Below are 15,620 nucleotides of genomic sequence, written 5' to 3' on the forward strand. Positions count from 1 at the left end.
GTTTCTCAGCAAAAGGAGACTGCGGCAGCGAGCAAGTCTGCAAACTGCGGGCGGACCTGTTCGGCCGTCACGGAGACTTCCTCGTGCGTCAATGGCCCCTGGGAAATGCCTGCGGCCGCATTGGTGATACAGGAAATCCCGAGCACCCGGAGACCGAGTTTTCGCGCGACAATCGCCTCGGGTACCGTGGACATGCCGACGGCATCGGCTCCCAAGGTGGCAAAGGCCCGGATCTCCGCCGGCGTTTCAAAACTCGGCCCCGTGGTCGCCAGATACACGCCCTCCTTCAAGTCGACTGACTGGCCGGCCGCCCAATCCTTCAGCTTTGTCCGGAGTCCGGGGTCATACACGGCCGACATATCGGGAAAGCGCGGGCCGTCTTCACTGCGGTCCCCGATTAAAGGGTTGGTCCCGAGAAAGTTAATGTGATCTCGAAGCAGCATAAAGTCGCCGGGATTCAAGTCGGGATCGATGCCCCCGGCGGCATTTGTCAGAACAAGGTTTTTTATACCCACCTGGTGCATCAGCCGGACCGGCAGGGTCACCTGCTCCATGGAATAGCCTTCGTAGTAGTGAAAGCGCCCCTGCATGCAAAGCACCCGTTTCCCGTTCAGGCGGCCATAGACAAACTGTCCGGCGTGCCCCGGAACCGTCGAAACGGGAAATCCTTCGATCCCGGCATAGGGTAGACGCCCTTCCACCTCGATCCGGTCGTCCGCAAAGAAGCCCAGTCCCGAACCGAGAACGAGTCCGACTTCCGGTTGAAATGCTAAAATGTCTTCAGGTACCTTCATACGCCACTCAATCGGTCGATAATTAATCCGGGCTGTTCCGGTTTGTCAGGCGAATATTCCAGGGCCGTCTGCAGGCGCGCCTCGGCTGCTTCTAGTTTATCGGCGTCATTGTAGTGGATGATTGCCATCACCTCACCGGGTTGAAGCCTGTCGCCCGGCTTCTTCCTGAAGACAAAACCAACCGCCAAATCGATTTCCGATTCGGCATGGGCTCTTCCGGCACCGAGCAAGCGGGCCGCCTCTCCCACGGCAAGGGCATCCAGCTTGCTCAAGTAGGCAGGCGCGTCTCCCGGATAGCAGAGCTCGAACCGTTCCCGGGCCCGGGGGAATCGACCGTAATCTTCAATCACGGCGGGATCACCGCCCTGGGCACACACAAGTTCGCGAAAGGCATCCAGGGCACGGCCATCGGTGATCGCCGCTTCCATTCGTTCTTCGGCTTCGTCCGGTCTTTGACAAATGCCTCCGAGCAGGAGCATCTCTGCCACCAGGGCATAGCTCACCTCCATCAGGTCGGGCGGACCCTTGCCTTTCAAGCAGTCAATCGCCTCCACCACTTCCAGACTGTTGCCCACAGCCTTTCCGAGGGGTTGATCCATGCGGGTGATCAGCGCAGAAGTCGGTTTCCCCACTCCACGGCTTATTTTGACCAGTGCTTCGGCCAGCTCGCGCGCCTCTGGTTCGGTCTTCATGAAGGCGCCGCGTCCGCACTTCACATCGAGCACCAGGGCGTCGATCCCCTCGGCGAGCTTCTTGCTGAGAATGCTGGCACAAATCAGGGGGATGCTCTCCACCGTCGCGGTCACATCGCGCAGGGCGTAGAGCTTGCGGTCGGCTGGTACCATGTCGGCGGATTGCCCGATCAGGGCGAGGTGCGCCTCACTCAGTTGTCGCCGATAAGCGGCATCGTCGAGATCGACGCGAAAACCGGGAATGGCATCGAGCTTATCCAGGGTGCCCCCGGTGTGCCCGAGACCGCGCCCGCTCATCATCGGCACACAGAGCCCGCAGGCCGCAGCCAGGGGGGCAAGAATCAGAGAGACCTTGTCGCCCACTCCGCCGGTCGAGTGTTTGTCCACTTTCGGGCGACTGATTTCCGACAGGTCCGCCACCCGACCCGAATGCATCATGGCTTCCGTTAACCAGGCGGTTTCCGCCTCGCTCATCCCGCGGAGGACGATCGCCATCAAAAGCGCCGAAGACTGGTAGTCGGTAAACGCCCCCGAAACCACTCCGTCCACGAATTGCCCGATCTCGTCTCTGGAGAGAGCGAAGCCGTCTCGTTTCCTGGCGATGATCTCCTGTGCGAACATGCTAAAAAGTTAGGCGACCGCCTGCCCCCAGGCCATCCAGAATTCAAATTTCTTTTCATTTATGGACACGTCTGGAAACCGGGAGTGCGGGGCGTCTCGCACCGCACAGTTTTGCAGTGCGAGACGCACTGCTTTCCCGAAAAGAAGCTTCCAGCAGTGCCCTTGACTGTTCTTCTAGGTCAGCCTGATTTTTTCTGCGTTACTTTGTCCCGGGAACGGCTATACAGAAAACATGCGTCAGTTAAGTTTCTTTCTCGTCTTTGTTTTCTCGATCGTTGCGGGCTTCCTCATCGCCCGCCTTCTCCCCTCCGGGCCGGAAACCCCCGCCACAGAAACGGCACCAGCCACAGGCAGTCCGACGACAAGCACAGTCGTCGCGCCCGGCCTGAGCTCCGGCGACGACACTGCAGAGGTCCAGGCCGCCGCGACCACCCCGGTCGAAAACCTCTCGCTGGAGGAAAAAATGAACCGCATCGAGAAGCTGAAGCTGACCGCTTCGATTGAGAACTCGATTCAAACTCTCGAGCTCATTGCCAGCATGTCGGAATCAGAACTCAAGGGCATGCTTCAGGAAATGGGCCAGCGCGGGATGGGCAGTATGAGCGATTGGATGATGCCCTACCATGTCTTTACCGCCTGGGTGGAAAAGAATCCGCAAAACGCCTACAGTTTTCTCGAGGAGGAGGCAAATCCGATGCAACAGCAGATGTATACCAGCTCCCTCTTCTCCGCCTGGGCGGCGACCGATCCTGACGCCGCTTTGGCTGCCGTGGAAAAGATCGAGGACAAGCAAAAGCGCCAGCAGGCTTACAATGCCATCACCATGGCGATAGCCGGCAAAGACCCGAACCGTGCCTACAACATGCTGTCCTCCCGCGATGACACCAATTCATGGCAGTATCAAATGGTCTTCATGCTCTGGGCGGGACAGGACATGGACGCTGCCATGGCCAAAGTGGATGCCATGGAATCCGGCGAGGAAAGAACCTATGCGCTTTCCGGCATCATCAGCGGCATGGCCAGCAAGAACATCAACCGGGCCGCCGATTACGCGGTCTCTCTCGACAACGACCAGGAACGGGAGCGTGCCCTGCAAACCGTCATGAGTACCTGGATCAATCAGGACATCGAAGGCGCGATGGCATTCCTCAGCCAGATGGAAGAAGGCGAGACCAAGAACCAGGTGATTCAAAACTCCATCTGGTCGCTTGCGCGCAGCGACCCCGAACGTGCCATGGAACTGGCCCAAACCCAAATGACCGGTCGCGCTCAGGACAATGCCATCTCGAATGTCATCCGGCAAATCGCCCGACAGGAACCGGAAAAAGCGGCCGAAATGATCGCCAACCTCCCCTACGGACGGGTGTATTCCAGCTCGATTCGTTCGATCGCCCGGGAATGGGGCGGCGAGGATCCCATGGCCGCTCTCTCCTGGGTGGAAACCCTTGGTGATGGCGAAGAAAAGGACCGGGCCTACAGTAGTATTCTCAGCAGCTTTGCCCGCAACAAACCGGACGAAGCCAAAGTTTATCTCCAGCAAATGCCGGAGGGGGACAACCGTGTCGATCTGGCGGAAAACATTGCCCAGAAGATGGCCGACAACGATCCGCAGGAAGCTCTCTTCTGGGCCCAGTCGTTGCAGGATGAGGCCGCCGTCGAACGCGCCTCGCATGCCGCCATCTCGAAGTGGGCCTCCCAGGATCCGCAGGCCGTGGTCAATTACTTGCAAACCTCCGGTGGCGAAAGCCAGTTGGAAGAGCATGCCGGGACTATCGCCGACAACTGGGCCCGCACGGACGTCGAAAGCGCTGCGGACTGGGCTCTCGGACTGGAGGGCGCGGCCCAGGAACGAGCGGTCGAGCAGGTGTCCCGCGAGTGGTTGGAACACAATACCGAAGAGGCCTCGATCTGGATCGCCGACCTGGAATCCGGCCCGGCCCGCGATAGTGCGGTGCGCAATCTCGTCAACCAAGTCTACCGGTCCGACCCCGAGTCCGCCTTTGCCTGGGCCACCACCATCGGCGATGCGCGCAACCGGGAATACAACTCCGAGCGCGTGATCCGCGAAATGAAGCAGGAGGGCAAATCCAACGAAGCCCGCCAGGCCATTCAAAGGAGCGATCTCAGCGATAAGGAAAAAGAGAATCTACTCAAGAAACTGGACTGATTCGGCGGCAGTTTCAATTCTGCCGGATTAAGTCAGTATTCTTCTTGTTGTGGTCTCTTTTCTGCTAATGCTCGGCATTAATGAATTTACTTGCTTCCAAACCCGGCCGCCTGGTGGCCTTCGGCGGACTTTATCTTAGCGAAGGGATACCCGGCGGTTTCCTCATGATGGCGATCGCCACGGAAATACAACGCCGCGGCATGGAAGGCGCCTCCATCTATAGCGCCTTCATCGCACTATTGGCCCTGCCCTGGGTTTTTAAATTCATGATGGGGCCCTTCGTGGACAACATCCGGCTCAAGCGTTTTGGCGCCCGTAAACAATGGATTGTGTTGTCACAGTCGATCATGGTGCTGGCGCTCGGGATGGCCATGTTCTTCCTGCCGGAAACAATCGACGTTCCGGAAAACGAGGTGAAAGGCATCCTGGCGACCATTGAAGGCCTTTACTTGTCGGGCATCGTCCTCTTCGGCGGACTCTTGTTTCTGCACAATTTCTTTGCCGCCACACAGGACGCGGCCATTGACGCCATGGCCTGTCAGGTGCTGCGGGAAGAGGAACGCGGCCTCGCCAATGGTGTGATGTTCAGTTGCACCCATGCCGGCTACCTGCTCGGCGGCTCGGGTGCCCTCTGGCTCAAGGGGAGCTTCGGAAGCTTTGAAGCGTCCAGCATGGTCGTTCTGGCCTTCATGGGCTGTATCCTCACCGGAGTGATTTTTCTGATTAAGGAAAAATCGGCGGCTCAGGAGATCGCCGACGGAGAGCTTCCCGCGCCGGAACCGGGACACAGCGGCTGGCAAGCGGCCAAGGAACAGATCATCGACTACTTCAAAACCATCTGGAAAGATATCTTCCTCTCCAAGAACGGCATCCTCTCCGTTATGCTGGCCCTGACCCCGATCGGCGCGCTGGCGCTGAGCATGCTTTTGTCGACTTTAATGGCCCCGCGCCTGGGGATGACGGACAATGAAATTGCGGCGCTCAATACCGCCAGCACCTTTGTGTTTATCCCCTTCTGCCTGTTGGGCGGCTGGCTCTCCGACCGATTCGACCGTCGCGTTGTTCTGGGAATCACCGCCTCCATGACCGTCATCCCGAGCCTCTGGATCGGCTGGCAATTCAAGCAGGCCGGCTGGGACCACCCGCCGGAAGCCATTGATGGCACCTGGCCGCGGGAAGAAGCCCTCATCGTCTCCTGGTGGATCGCCACCCTCGCCTTCTCCGTCTTCAACGGTCTCAAATACGCGGTGAAGAATGCCCTCTACATGGACATCGTCACCCCCAAGATCGCGGCAACGCAGTTCACCGCCCTGATGGCATTTACCAACCTGACCAATATCTACAGTAAGCTCTGGCAGGGGCAGGCCCTCGATACCATCAATGGCTGGAACTGGACGGTGTGGAATCTGATCTACGTCGATGCCGGCATCGGCCTGCTCTTCCTCATCGTCCTCTACTTCATCAAACCGACGCCAAGGGAAAAAAGAGCCCCGGATATCGCCGCCTGATAACCGGACACGGACGAGACGCCTGTGCTACAGCAGCAGCTTTATACGAAATCGAATTAAAATTGATAGTATCCAACAGTTTATTTTGTAGCGATGGCAGCATGCCTCGGCGTAATCCGATGAAGACGGGCCCTCTGCCATCTTCATGCATAGCTATCGGGATAGAGCCAGAGACTGGCTCTGCTACATCAATCCGATTGAACATAATTAAATCGTACGTATCTTTCCCCTTCACTTTCACTTTTGTCTCCGCTGACCAGCGGATACAAAAAGGCCCCGCATGTGCCGTATGTGGGGAGTCCTTGGCCTTTTGCGTCTAAGGTGGGTGCTTTCCCGACGTGTTTTTGTCTTCCGGTTTACGGCTGGACAGCCACCGCCGGGGGCTAGCTCCCGTTTGCTAAAGAGTAAAGGACAGAACTCCGTTAATTCTCGAACACTGCAGGGTAAGTTAGACAGTAGATGGACTTTCTTCTGAATCAACCGGAAAGCACCCTATTTGCGTCGATTTTATAGCGCCTTGCTCGCGCCAACCCGTTCACCAATTCGCCTCGCAACTCGCATGCCGCTTGCGATATTCACGCGACCAGGACGGGCGCTCCACTCTCCCGGCATAGATCGCCCATGAAACCGAACGGATTTCGGCCTCGCTGAGCGAGACCGGAGCCTTGAGCCCATACCGTGCCACCTCAAACAGCAGAAGACTGCTTTCCATTCGCGGTTTCTGGACGAAGGCGGTCATCGCATCGACGAAGTCCTCCGGATCGGAGTGTCTGGCCAGATAGTGCGCACGCACGCCCCAGAGCGGCGGCGCCAGCATCGCATCCATCCTCGACTCCCCCACGCCATGGCATGTGTGGCAATGCGTGCCCATCAGCGCGACACCCTGCTCAATCGCACCTTCGGGGGCTACGCTCAGATCGAGCTCCGCCTTGCGCTCACATGCCACAAAAGACATCGGCAACAAAAGACAGAGGATGCGTGCCCGCCTAGGCTTCATGGCTCCAAATCAAGGTAACACTCGGGCCGGAAACGCGGCGTGCAAATGGCCAGAAAGATCAAATCCTCATTCCCGCGGCTCATAATCCGTTGCCGTACTCCGGGCGGGATGCGCACCACATCCCCGGGGCCGACTTCAGTCGGAGGCAACTCCCCGACCTCCACTCGCCCGCGGCCGGATTGTATCACATAACGCTCGGCCGTCCCCTCCAGCCGATGCCAGGCTGTCGTCACACCTGCGGCCACCCGCGCCCGGGCAATCGAGACATCCGGATCGCTGCCATCATTGGACAGCTCCAAAATCGCACAACGCTCGGAAGTGTCGTATTCCTGCGAGGCCCCGTGCTTTATGATTTCCGGTTTCATGGAGTGGCTGAACTTGCTGCGTTGTTGGCCCTTGGGATGTCTTTTTCGATTCAGGCCCGCCGCTTGCAAGTCTGACCCTGACGACCAGCCAAGAGATACGCGGTCGGTCCAAAAACCGGAATCAGAAAGACCACGAGGAGCCAGACACCTTTCATCGTGCCATTCATCTTCGTGTTCATCGCACAATGCACCAGATAACATATCGACAATCCGTAGCCCAGGACGGCAAAAAGGACTAGAATCTCGGCACCTGAAATATTCTGCAGGAATCCAGATATAACATGGGGCCTCATACGCTGGGTTCAGATGTGACAGTCAAGCCAGTCGTTGACGCGAGTACTAGCGTAAACCGGGGGAGACATTCAATTTGGGTTGAGAGTCGAACGGAGAATTGGAGCTGCTGCACATCATGGGCGCAAAAAACAGCAGAAAGACCAAAATACCGATTACCGCCATAATAATCTGTAACGTGACGTATCGATTGGCCGCTTTGCCGACAGAATCGTCACTCCGGTCTTCAAACTGATAGTTCTTTGTGGGGTAATTTGCGCGCTTTTGCGGGGCGCTACTGTCCCCGGAAAGGATTTTCTTTTTAGCCGCTTCAAACTCTTCTGAGCTAAGAGCGCCCTGCTCTTTGAGATCGGCCAGCTTGGATAGTTCGTCAGATATACTCATTTATTACCCGTATTCTAAATGTCACCCTAGCCCTAAAGCTTTCGGCTTCAAGGTAATCTTATTTCTTATTTAAAGGGGGCTGGCCCGATTGCTTGACCGTAGCGATGGCACGCGAGTGCCGTCGATTGCCGTACGTAGTTAAGAGTACTTACCGTAGTCGCTCTGCTTATAGCCGTGCGACCCGAATCGGCTAAAAGGCAGCACATGCCAGCTGGGGTGACCGCCTGAAGCGGGTTACTTACCTCCAGCAGCAGAAAACACGCGTCTACCGATTATCTAAGTGGTATTATAGCTTATCAAAAACAGCTAGTTCGTCTCAGCTTTACCCGACTGTCCGCTCCTTGTCTGCCCGAACAACCAGCTTAGGGCTTCGTCGTCGCGGTATGCCCGATCCCATGAATTGTGCCCCACGCCTTCATACTCGGTGTACCGCACCTTGCCCCCGACCCGCTCCAGCGCGGCTACCATGTCCCTGGATCGCTGCGCCTTGACCACGGTGTCGGCCCCGCCGTGGAAGACCCAGATGGGAATGTTCCTGATCGTTTCTGCCAAAGCGGTGTCGCCCCCGCCGCAGACAGGCATGGCCGCGGCAAATGTCTCCGGCATGCGTTGGATGATATCCCAGGTGGCGTAACCTCCCATCGACAAACCGGTTACGTAGATCCGCGAGGCATCGACCGGGTAGGTTTTCCGGACCTCCCGCAAGAGCTCGACGACCAGTCGCATGGATGCGGAGGGCTTGTCCGGCATGATGTGGGAATCCGCGCCCCAGGGCGTATTCACCCACTTCTCGCCGGCAGGACATTGCGGGGCGACAATGATCGCGGGTTCGTCATTTTCCTTCAGGTAACCAAGGATGTCTTTGGCTCCATGCACGAGCTGTTTCAGGTTATCGCTCCCTCTCTCCCCCGCGCCGTGAAAAAACAGGACCAGGGGATAGGACTTCGAGTTGTCCATTTTCCCGGGCAGGTGAATTCTGTAGTTTAACGAAGCCTCTCCCGAAGACGCGTAAACCTTTGCCTCAAAATGTTCCTCTGCCCCCATTGCTGTGTTTAACATGACCATGCAGGCCAGCGGGGCGACACGAATTAAATAATTGGGCTTCATTCTCTACTCCTCTCATTCCTCGATATGGCATAGTTCTAAGAGTTTTCCACCCTCGCTCAAACTCTATTCGCACATTCGTATTGGAACACTGCCGCATTTCACGCAGATCCGAGCTTCCAGGTGCTTCGGTCCGCTTCGCTGGAGGGCCCTCGCGGGCGAGTTGGAGAGGATTTATTAGATGACTTCTCTTACTCCCTTCCTCGCTGTCTCTAGCCCCGCGGTTGTAAAATTAAATTTCTTTTCTATTCCCTGGAGAGATCACATGGCATGAAGCCGGAGGCGGTATGACATTGTGACCATCGTCTGGTTGGCCATGGTTAGCGCTTGATATCTGATATGCACTTTAATGCTCCTTGAAATACCTTAGGGTTCTGAAGTCTTTCTAATCCTGTTATGATGCTATTATCTTCTGCAATTCCTGAAAGTTCCCTGATGAACTCTTGGATGCTCCTCAACCTCACGTTTTCGGGGTAATCAGCAATCTTCAGTATCCACTCCCTGCATTTCGCGTTCTCGCAGATTGCTTGAATCAACGCTATATCATCTTCTGAAAAACCGCTTTTTTGAGTCGGTGCTGTCATGTTGTTTTCTTTCACCCAACCGTAGGGCACTGGCAACCCAGCCTGTGAGTTTTGGATTTTAGGTGGTTGTCGAAAGCCGGGCGGCGAACATGGGGTTGACCAGCTCCGACTGGATGTAGTCCAGACTGGTCGAATGGTGTCCCATGGTCGAGTGCTTTCCCTCGTAGACGCATGGGTTCATTTTAAACGTTAATTAACGTCAATTAACGGTTCCTCCCCCAGCACTCTGGCTTCTCTTTTTCGTGTCTTTCGCGCCTTTCGTCGTCAAAATGATTCATGCCTGGCTTTTATTCATTCTTTCTACATCGGTAAGCACGATCACTCCTGTAGCGCGGAACACGAAAGATGTTGATAGCTGCGTCTGGATCGCACCTCAATCGCCATAGTGTGTCCACATTCGCAAAACCTTCACGACTTTCTCTTCTTCGTAAACCTGATAGACCAACCTGTGTTGTATGTTGATCCGTCTGGAGTAAGTGCCTGATAAGTCGCCAACCAATGCTTCGTATTCTGGTGGTTTCATGAAGGGGTCCTCCTCCAGTAGATTGATCAGTTCAAGTGCGTTCTCTTTTAGATGACTCCGCGCAATTTTCTTGGCATCTTTTTGTGCCTGCTTGGCGTATACGATCTGATAATTCACCACTCAACCGTCTCACTGCAGTCCTCGATCGTTTCCTTCATTCCCTTTTTGATTGAATCCACCATTCCAGGAATCGCGCTCAAATGGATGGTTTCAGAAATAGCCCTCCAATCATCCTCGGAAACAAGCACCGCATTGCCCCGCTTGCCAGTGATTTGAATGGGGATGTGTGAATCGTTCGCTTCGTCAATAAGCTTGTAGAGCTTGTTCCGAGCGCTGGTTGCGGTAATCGTAGTCATATCCGAAACGTGCGCTATAGCGTGCGTTTGTCAACTCCATTTTCTGCCATCGGTAAGGACGATCACTCCTGTAGTGCGGAACACGAAAGATGTTGATAGCTGCGACTGGATCGCACCTCAATCGCCATAGTGTGTCCACATTCGCAAAACCTTCACGGCTTTCTCTTCTTCGTAAACCTGATAGACCAATCTGTGTTGTATGTTGGTCCGTCTGGAGTAAGTGCCTGATAAGTCGCCAACCAATGCTTCGTAATCTGGTGGTTGCCTGAAGGGGTCCCTGCCAGACGGCTCAGTCGTCCAGTTGATTTTTAGACGGAGTGCAACGGAGATGGTGTAATAATTTTCGGGCGGGTTAACCGGGTTGTCCACGTCGACTGGATGGCTCTTCTTGAAGTCAGTTCGGAATAGATTGTTCGTCGACATTCAGATTAATCTTTCTCTTTTCCCTCTTCGTCTGCATCGCGCTTTCTGGTATTCGATTCGATTCGTTCAAGACTTTCAGAAATGTGCTTCAAGACCTTGAGGATTTCTGTGATCCCACGAGAAACAAAGAATTCAAGTCTATAGATGCAGTAGCATGCTAGCACGATTGCTCCAAAAAATACGATGCTTAAGATTATTTCCATTTTCTCTGTTTAGTTTGCCATCGTCGAGCAGTGGCGCGGCCTAGCCGTTGCCACCTGCGCTTGGTTCTACATTTAGGTTTAGTGCGCCAATCGAGTTTAGAATAGTCTTGGTGATGATTTCTCTCTTGGGGATGTCATCCGTTCCATTGGGTGTGTCTATGTTCAATGCGAAAAACACTGGTCCGGTAGCATGCTCAATCCAGCCGACCCACCAGCAAACCTTGCCATCCCATCCTGCCTTTCCTCGTAAAATCCAATCATGGCCAGCCTCTAATATCATCAGATCCTTCACGAGTCGTTGGTTGGCAACGGTGAAAGGTAGCTCATTCCTGTAAAGTCTTTTTAGGAATTTGATTTGTTCGTGTGCAGAGATCTCCAAATTTCCACTAATCCAAAAAGGTTCTTTTCCGGATGGGTCTTGGTTCCCATATTGAATCCGCTTTAAATAGTCGCGTTCTTTCGTCGCGCCTATCTCTTTTGCGAACTGTTGGTAGACCCAAACAACAGAGTAGCGCATTGCTGACCGAAGGTCCTGATCACGGTCCCATTCAGGATTAGCTCTTTTCTTACCATCCCAGCGGACGGTCTCGAATTCATCTCGAATGACTTCTGAATCCAAAGCGAAGAGAGTATGCGGAATCTTAAATGTTGATGCGGGTGAAAACCGCTTTTCAGCACGAACGCTGTTGAACGTCATAAGCCCTTCCGTCCCAGGTCGCTCGTCGTAGATAACTATTGTTCCTTCGACTTTGAGTTGCTCGAAGAAAGGCGCCCAGTCCGCTCGCTCGCTGGATGCATCGACTGATGCCAGACATGTTAACATGCTTATAATGCAGGCATAAAAGCACTTAAGGTTACCACGGATTTGATTCATCTTATCTTGAAGAACCTCGAATTCAGGTGCGGCGTAGAACGCCGTATTCTCTATCGGCTGGTTCTACTTGATCCGAGTGAAGAGCCATGATGATAAAGTCGCACTCGATTCCATCCAACTCCCTTGCTTTGAGCTTTCTTCCTTCAACTTGGAATCCAAGCTTCTTGTAGAGTTCAATTGCTGGTGTGTTGGTCGAGAAGACTTCCATTTCTATTCTTTTGATGCCTTTCGATTGAGCATCGGCAATCGCCTTAGAGAGAAGCTTCTCTCCGATTCCTTTTCTTCTATGATTGGCAACGACGCCCATTCCCATGCGTGCTACATGCTTAGAACCTTCATATGGATAAGGTATGATGTCGCACCAACCAACAACTTCGCCTGCCTCGATCGCGAAGACCTGAGTCCATTCATTTTCTTGAATTTCTTTTAGGAAGGTGTGTGTGGATTCAATTTCAGGGGCTTTAACGAAGTGGAGAAACTTTCTTTCCCTAGCGACTGAGTCTACCGCTTTCCAAAAGCTCTCTAGATACGCTAGTGACGCTGTTTCGATTTTCATTTCTTTTGTCGAACGTCGAGCGTAGTAACGGAGGTGAGCGGAGAGAACCGGAGTTGACTACCGCGCCTGGATGGACCCTTCACTTCGAATCCACTCGGACAGTCGGGTTCGAATGTCGCCTAAAGCCTCTTTGGGTAAAGTTCCAAGCTTGCCGGCAAAAATGGATGGGTGAACCACTGCAAGCCGACTGGTCCGAATCAGACTTTCCTTCTTTAAGCCGGTCTTATCGAAACCGGGCATCGTCTCAGGTAACACGATCTCTAGGTCTGGGATCTGATGTCGTGTTTGGGTGCTGATCATGCACACGAGACAATCGTCAAAATCTCCATGGATTCTTTTGATCAACAATGCGGGTCTTAGCTTGCCAACACCCAAATCTGACTGAGGGAAACGGAACAGGAGGATATCACCTTCGGAAATCATCCGATCTTCTCGATCACATCAGATTCTGTGTAGAGGCTTTCCTCGTCCTCCATCCCTCGCAGTGCTGCAGCGAGGGAGGCTTCTCTAAGGGCATTCTCTTCGTTTCTTTTCTCTTTTTCTTTTAGAAACTCTACGAATTCAAGCACTTCAGACTGCTTCTCCGGCCGTAGAGAGGCAATCTCTTGGATGATTTGTTCCGCAGTGCTCATGTCTTTTAATACTGCTGATCAGAGGCCGAATCTCAAGTTCATTTTTTGTCCATCGTCAAGGCCAAGCACCCAGCCTGACGGTTTATTGGTTCAAGTGATTCTCGGATTTTCGGGCGGGTTACATGGGTTGGCCTGTGCCTACTCGTTAGATCTTCTTTTCGAAGACTTTTTTGCCTCCTTTTTCGTCAATAATAGTCAAGGTGTTTCCTTTGAGCTCAAATTTTGCCTTCACTAGCATTGACGCATCAAAATCAGGTATCCCAATTTCTAGACCTCCGGATTCGCCTAATCTCCACATTCCTTTTAGACTGTTAGTGTCGTTGAATTGATAGATATAAGCTCCATCTGAAGTCAGTGTGATTTCTTTTCCATCCCCTTCTCTAACCCACGTTCCGACGAGTTCATTCTTTTCGACTTTCGCGCAACCGGCAAAGAACAACAACAGTAGTAGGGTCCAAATTGGTAGTGTTTTCATTTTCTTTTCTCTAATGTAGAGCACTATCGCGCCTGTAGCGCGGAGCGCGAAAGGCGTTGATAGCTGCGACTGGATCTATGCTTCATTTGTTTCGATGGTCAATCGTTAGCTCGATTGGGCCACTCTCAATCTCTTCAATTTCGGTAATCTTGACTAATTCTGATCCGAGTTTCTCCACTCCGATCAGCACTAAGTCCCGGGAGGCATTTCCCTTCAATTCAACGACTCCGCCGGTTGTGGTCATCACGACTCCACCTCGATCGTGAGTGCCTACTTTCATTCCGTCGAAGTAGAGGTCAATCGGCCCATACTCTTCGTCGGCAAATACTCCAAAGTGTCCGACTTCTTTTCCTTTTCCGATTACCATCCCCACGCTCAGTTCTGTGTGTGCGGGATCGCTCCACATACCAAAGAAGATCTGCCTTGTATTTGCTTCGTTTGATTCCGAGCACCCAAAAAGTAGGACTGTGCAGAAGATGAGTAACGCCAGAAATTTCATTCTTTCATAGATCGTAGCGGTGCCTCAAGACTGTAGCGCGGAGCGCGAAAGGAATTGAGACCACCGGCTGGTTCTCATTTTGTCTAGATGTTTTGGATGACAAGGATGCATAAAAATCCAATCATTGGGACCAAGAGCAGCGAAAAAGCTGTGGTCAGGGCAGCAAACTTTTTTATTTCTCCTTCTTTTTTGACCGCACCGTCAACGACTGGGTCGATTCCCTTCAAAAACCAAGAAATGAGCAGTCCGATCAGAATGACTCCTGCTCCGCTAGAATAGCCTGCATCGAAAATTCCGATCAAGATCAACAGAGCGACAAAGGCAAAACTCAGGAATATTGCCAAACGAAAAGCTCTGAATGTAGTTCCTTTCATTATTGTTAAGAACGTCGAGACCAGACAACAAGCCTGTGAGATTAGTCGTCCTGTTAATTTTTAGAATTTAAGGGCGGGTTACCTGGGTTGTCTGCGTCGACTGGTTCTAGCCTTTCCAATATTGATTGGTTTTTAGCTACCCATCCGTCAAATATTCTCTGCATTTCTGATCGTGCATGTTTCATATTCTCGGTAGCTATAGGTCTAATTTTCTCTTCAATTTCATTCATTTGAATGTAGAATTTTTGGCCTGCTGAAGTCTTCAGGAAATCTCTCAGTATCGTGATTTCTTCCGGTGTGTATTCCTGCCGAAAATATTCGATGTAGATTTCTTCATATGCTTCCCAAGACGCTTTTTCTTTAAAGTAAGCCATGAGTTCGTCTACTAGCTTTAGGTATTCTTTATTCCCTTTTAGTTGTAATCCGAGGTCAGATTTTAGGTAGTTGTTTTTTACCTCGTAGTATTTTACCAGATAAGCGAGCTCGTATCCTTGTTCAAAGCTTAACAACTCAATGACTTCTTTGATCTCTTCGTGATTTCCTGACTGCTCCGACCAAGCAATTCCATATAGCCAGAGAATTGTGAATGCGATAGTGAGTGCTTTCTTCATCTCTAGAACCGTCAAAGTGTATCGCGGAGTGAAGCGCGGAGCGCGTAACGGAATTGATACCACTGACTGGTTATCCTTCCCCTTCCTTGAGGTAAAGTAAATCTGGATTCACTACAGACCAAATCCTATCGTGGAACAATCCCTCATTTGAATCGAGCCACTGATCCAACTTTTCAATTTCTTTTTCATTTTGCAACTGCTTCTCGCCAAACTGATACCACTGTTCAAGTTCTTGAGATGCGTATTCAGCCAGAAGCCTTCTAATTTTCTCAGATTCTTTTTCGCTGATACCCTCATGCCACTGCCAGACGCCCGAACGCGTGGAAGAACACCATTCAAGCAGACGCGCGCCCAACCAGAGTCGGTCTGTCGATGTTCCCTCTTTTTCTTTTACCGAGATTGATGTGTCCTGAGAAAACTGGACATGGGATTCTCTTAAAAAGAGGATCCAACCATGAAGAGACAACGCTATACTGCCGAGTTCAAACAGGAGGCAGTCAAACTGATATTAATCGACGGGACCCCGGTGAAGGAGGTTTCGCAGCAATTGGGAGTGCCTGAAGGGGTTCTTTACAGCTGGAAGCAGA

General features: G+C 52.6%; 24 protein-coding genes and 1 other RNA gene. 3 read left to right on the plus strand and 22 right to left on the minus strand.

The window, feature by feature from the left end; all coding sequences use genetic code 11:
• Nucleotides 1-5: 5 nt before the first annotated feature.
• Nucleotides 6-794 (minus strand): purine-nucleoside phosphorylase, encoded by a 789-nt coding sequence (locus DDZ13_RS14105; protein WP_110132102.1) that lies wholly within the window; start codon nucleotides 792-794, stop codon nucleotides 6-8.
• On the minus strand, nucleotides 791-2,107 hold the full coding sequence (locus tag DDZ13_RS14110) for a thymidine phosphorylase (RefSeq protein WP_110132103.1): 1,317 nt from the start codon (nucleotides 2,105-2,107) through the stop codon (nucleotides 791-793). Before DDZ13_RS14110 ends, DDZ13_RS14105 begins: the two co-directional genes overlap by 4 nt.
• 232 nt (nucleotides 2,108-2,339) lie before the next feature.
• On the opposite strand from DDZ13_RS14110, the gene DDZ13_RS14115 reads away from it, so the two are divergent.
• Nucleotides 2,340-4,274, plus strand: a complete 1,935-nt coding sequence (locus DDZ13_RS14115; RefSeq protein WP_110132104.1) for a hypothetical protein — start codon at nucleotides 2,340-2,342, stop codon at nucleotides 4,272-4,274.
• 80 nt (nucleotides 4,275-4,354) lie between these two features.
• A complete protein-coding gene (locus DDZ13_RS14120) occupies nucleotides 4,355-5,782 on the plus strand; it encodes an MFS transporter (RefSeq protein ID WP_110132105.1) in 1,428 nt (475 codons plus the stop codon).
• 269 nt (nucleotides 5,783-6,051) lie between these two features.
• On the opposite strand, the gene ssrS is transcribed toward DDZ13_RS14120, so the two are convergent.
• The 20 genes from ssrS to DDZ13_RS15650 all read right to left on the minus strand — a co-directional run bounded on the left by ssrS (nucleotide 6,052) and on the right by DDZ13_RS15650 (nucleotide 15,499).
• A non-coding RNA gene (gene ssrS, locus DDZ13_RS14125) (6S RNA) lies at nucleotides 6,052-6,230 on the minus strand.
• A gap of 87 nt (nucleotides 6,231-6,317) precedes the next feature.
• A complete protein-coding gene (locus DDZ13_RS14130) occupies nucleotides 6,318-6,779 on the minus strand; it encodes a c-type cytochrome (RefSeq protein ID WP_146209383.1) in 462 nt (153 codons plus the stop codon).
• Nucleotides 6,776-7,144, minus strand: a complete 369-nt coding sequence (locus DDZ13_RS14135) for a cupin domain-containing protein (RefSeq protein WP_110132107.1) — start codon at nucleotides 7,142-7,144, stop codon at nucleotides 6,776-6,778. The genes DDZ13_RS14130 and DDZ13_RS14135 overlap by 4 nt, the downstream gene beginning before the upstream one ends.
• 50 nt (nucleotides 7,145-7,194) lie before the next feature.
• The gene (locus DDZ13_RS16040) at nucleotides 7,195-7,437 is read right to left on the minus strand and encodes a PLD nuclease N-terminal domain-containing protein (protein WP_110132108.1); all 243 of its coding nucleotides are present in this window, start codon (nucleotides 7,435-7,437) and stop codon (nucleotides 7,195-7,197) included.
• Between the two features lie 46 nt (nucleotides 7,438-7,483).
• A complete protein-coding gene (locus DDZ13_RS14145; RefSeq protein ID WP_110132109.1) occupies nucleotides 7,484-7,819 on the minus strand; it encodes an SHOCT domain-containing protein in 336 nt (111 codons plus the stop codon).
• A gap of 306 nt (nucleotides 7,820-8,125) precedes the next feature.
• On the minus strand, nucleotides 8,126-8,926 hold the full coding sequence (locus DDZ13_RS14150) for a carboxylesterase family protein (protein WP_110132110.1): 801 nt from the start codon (nucleotides 8,924-8,926) through the stop codon (nucleotides 8,126-8,128).
• Between the two features lie 317 nt (nucleotides 8,927-9,243).
• The gene (locus tag DDZ13_RS14155) at nucleotides 9,244-9,507 is read right to left on the minus strand and encodes a hypothetical protein (RefSeq protein ID WP_146209384.1); all 264 of its coding nucleotides are present in this window, start codon (nucleotides 9,505-9,507) and stop codon (nucleotides 9,244-9,246) included.
• Nucleotides 9,508-9,565: 58 nt separating this feature from the next.
• Nucleotides 9,566-9,688, minus strand: coding sequence for a hypothetical protein (locus DDZ13_RS15870; protein ID WP_269845186.1), 123 nt, complete (start codon nucleotides 9,686-9,688; stop codon nucleotides 9,566-9,568).
• A 192-nt stretch (nucleotides 9,689-9,880) separates the two neighbouring features.
• The gene (locus tag DDZ13_RS14160) at nucleotides 9,881-10,147 is read right to left on the minus strand and encodes a Txe/YoeB family addiction module toxin (protein WP_110132131.1); all 267 of its coding nucleotides are present in this window, start codon (nucleotides 10,145-10,147) and stop codon (nucleotides 9,881-9,883) included.
• Nucleotides 10,144-10,386 carry a type II toxin-antitoxin system Phd/YefM family antitoxin gene (locus tag DDZ13_RS14165; protein WP_110132112.1) on the minus strand — a complete coding sequence of 81 codons (243 nt, stop codon included), beginning with the start codon at nucleotides 10,384-10,386 and terminating at the stop codon, nucleotides 10,144-10,146. Before DDZ13_RS14165 ends, DDZ13_RS14160 begins: the two co-directional genes overlap by 4 nt.
• Nucleotides 10,387-10,503: 117 nt before the next feature.
• On the minus strand, nucleotides 10,504-10,809 hold the full coding sequence (locus tag DDZ13_RS14170) for a Txe/YoeB family addiction module toxin (protein WP_110132113.1): 306 nt from the start codon (nucleotides 10,807-10,809) through the stop codon (nucleotides 10,504-10,506).
• A 243-nt stretch (nucleotides 10,810-11,052) separates the two neighbouring features.
• Entirely contained in the window at nucleotides 11,053-11,886 is an 834-nt protein-coding gene (gene blaOXA, locus DDZ13_RS14180; RefSeq protein WP_425486564.1) for a class D beta-lactamase, read from the minus strand.
• Between the two features lie 22 nt (nucleotides 11,887-11,908).
• On the minus strand, nucleotides 11,909-12,442 hold the full coding sequence (locus tag DDZ13_RS14185) for a GNAT family N-acetyltransferase (protein WP_110132116.1): 534 nt from the start codon (nucleotides 12,440-12,442) through the stop codon (nucleotides 11,909-11,911).
• 57 nt (nucleotides 12,443-12,499) lie between these two features.
• Nucleotides 12,500-12,865 (minus strand): type II toxin-antitoxin system PemK/MazF family toxin, encoded by a 366-nt coding sequence (locus tag DDZ13_RS16045; protein ID WP_110132117.1) that lies wholly within the window; start codon nucleotides 12,863-12,865, stop codon nucleotides 12,500-12,502.
• Nucleotides 12,862-13,074 (minus strand): DUF2281 domain-containing protein, encoded by a 213-nt coding sequence (locus DDZ13_RS14195; protein WP_110132118.1) that lies wholly within the window; start codon nucleotides 13,072-13,074, stop codon nucleotides 12,862-12,864. Before DDZ13_RS14195 ends, DDZ13_RS16045 begins: the two co-directional genes overlap by 4 nt.
• A 145-nt stretch (nucleotides 13,075-13,219) precedes the next feature.
• On the minus strand, nucleotides 13,220-13,549 hold the full coding sequence (locus tag DDZ13_RS14200; protein WP_146209385.1) for a hypothetical protein: 330 nt from the start codon (nucleotides 13,547-13,549) through the stop codon (nucleotides 13,220-13,222).
• 82 nt (nucleotides 13,550-13,631) lie between these two features.
• A complete protein-coding gene (locus tag DDZ13_RS14205) occupies nucleotides 13,632-14,048 on the minus strand; it encodes a hypothetical protein (RefSeq protein WP_110132120.1) in 417 nt (138 codons plus the stop codon).
• 83 nt (nucleotides 14,049-14,131) lie between these two features.
• Nucleotides 14,132-14,422, minus strand: coding sequence for a hypothetical protein (locus DDZ13_RS14210; protein ID WP_146209386.1), 291 nt, complete (start codon nucleotides 14,420-14,422; stop codon nucleotides 14,132-14,134).
• A gap of 53 nt (nucleotides 14,423-14,475) precedes the next feature.
• Nucleotides 14,476-15,033 carry a DUF2059 domain-containing protein gene (locus DDZ13_RS14215; RefSeq protein WP_110132122.1) on the minus strand — a complete coding sequence of 186 codons (558 nt, stop codon included), beginning with the start codon at nucleotides 15,031-15,033 and terminating at the stop codon, nucleotides 14,476-14,478.
• A gap of 70 nt (nucleotides 15,034-15,103) precedes the next feature.
• The gene (locus DDZ13_RS15650) at nucleotides 15,104-15,499 is read right to left on the minus strand and encodes a hypothetical protein (protein WP_199221142.1); all 396 of its coding nucleotides are present in this window, start codon (nucleotides 15,497-15,499) and stop codon (nucleotides 15,104-15,106) included.
• Here DDZ13_RS15650 and DDZ13_RS16050 point away from each other — a divergent pair.
• The coding region (locus tag DDZ13_RS16050; protein ID WP_199221143.1) for a transposase at nucleotides 15,488-15,620 on the plus strand (133 nt) is incomplete at its 3' end. The genes DDZ13_RS15650 and DDZ13_RS16050 overlap by 12 nt on opposite strands.

The sequence above is a fragment of the Coraliomargarita sinensis genome (assembly GCF_003185655.1).
GTDB lineage: Bacteria > Verrucomicrobiota > Verrucomicrobiia > Opitutales > Coraliomargaritaceae > Coraliomargarita_B > Coraliomargarita_B sinensis.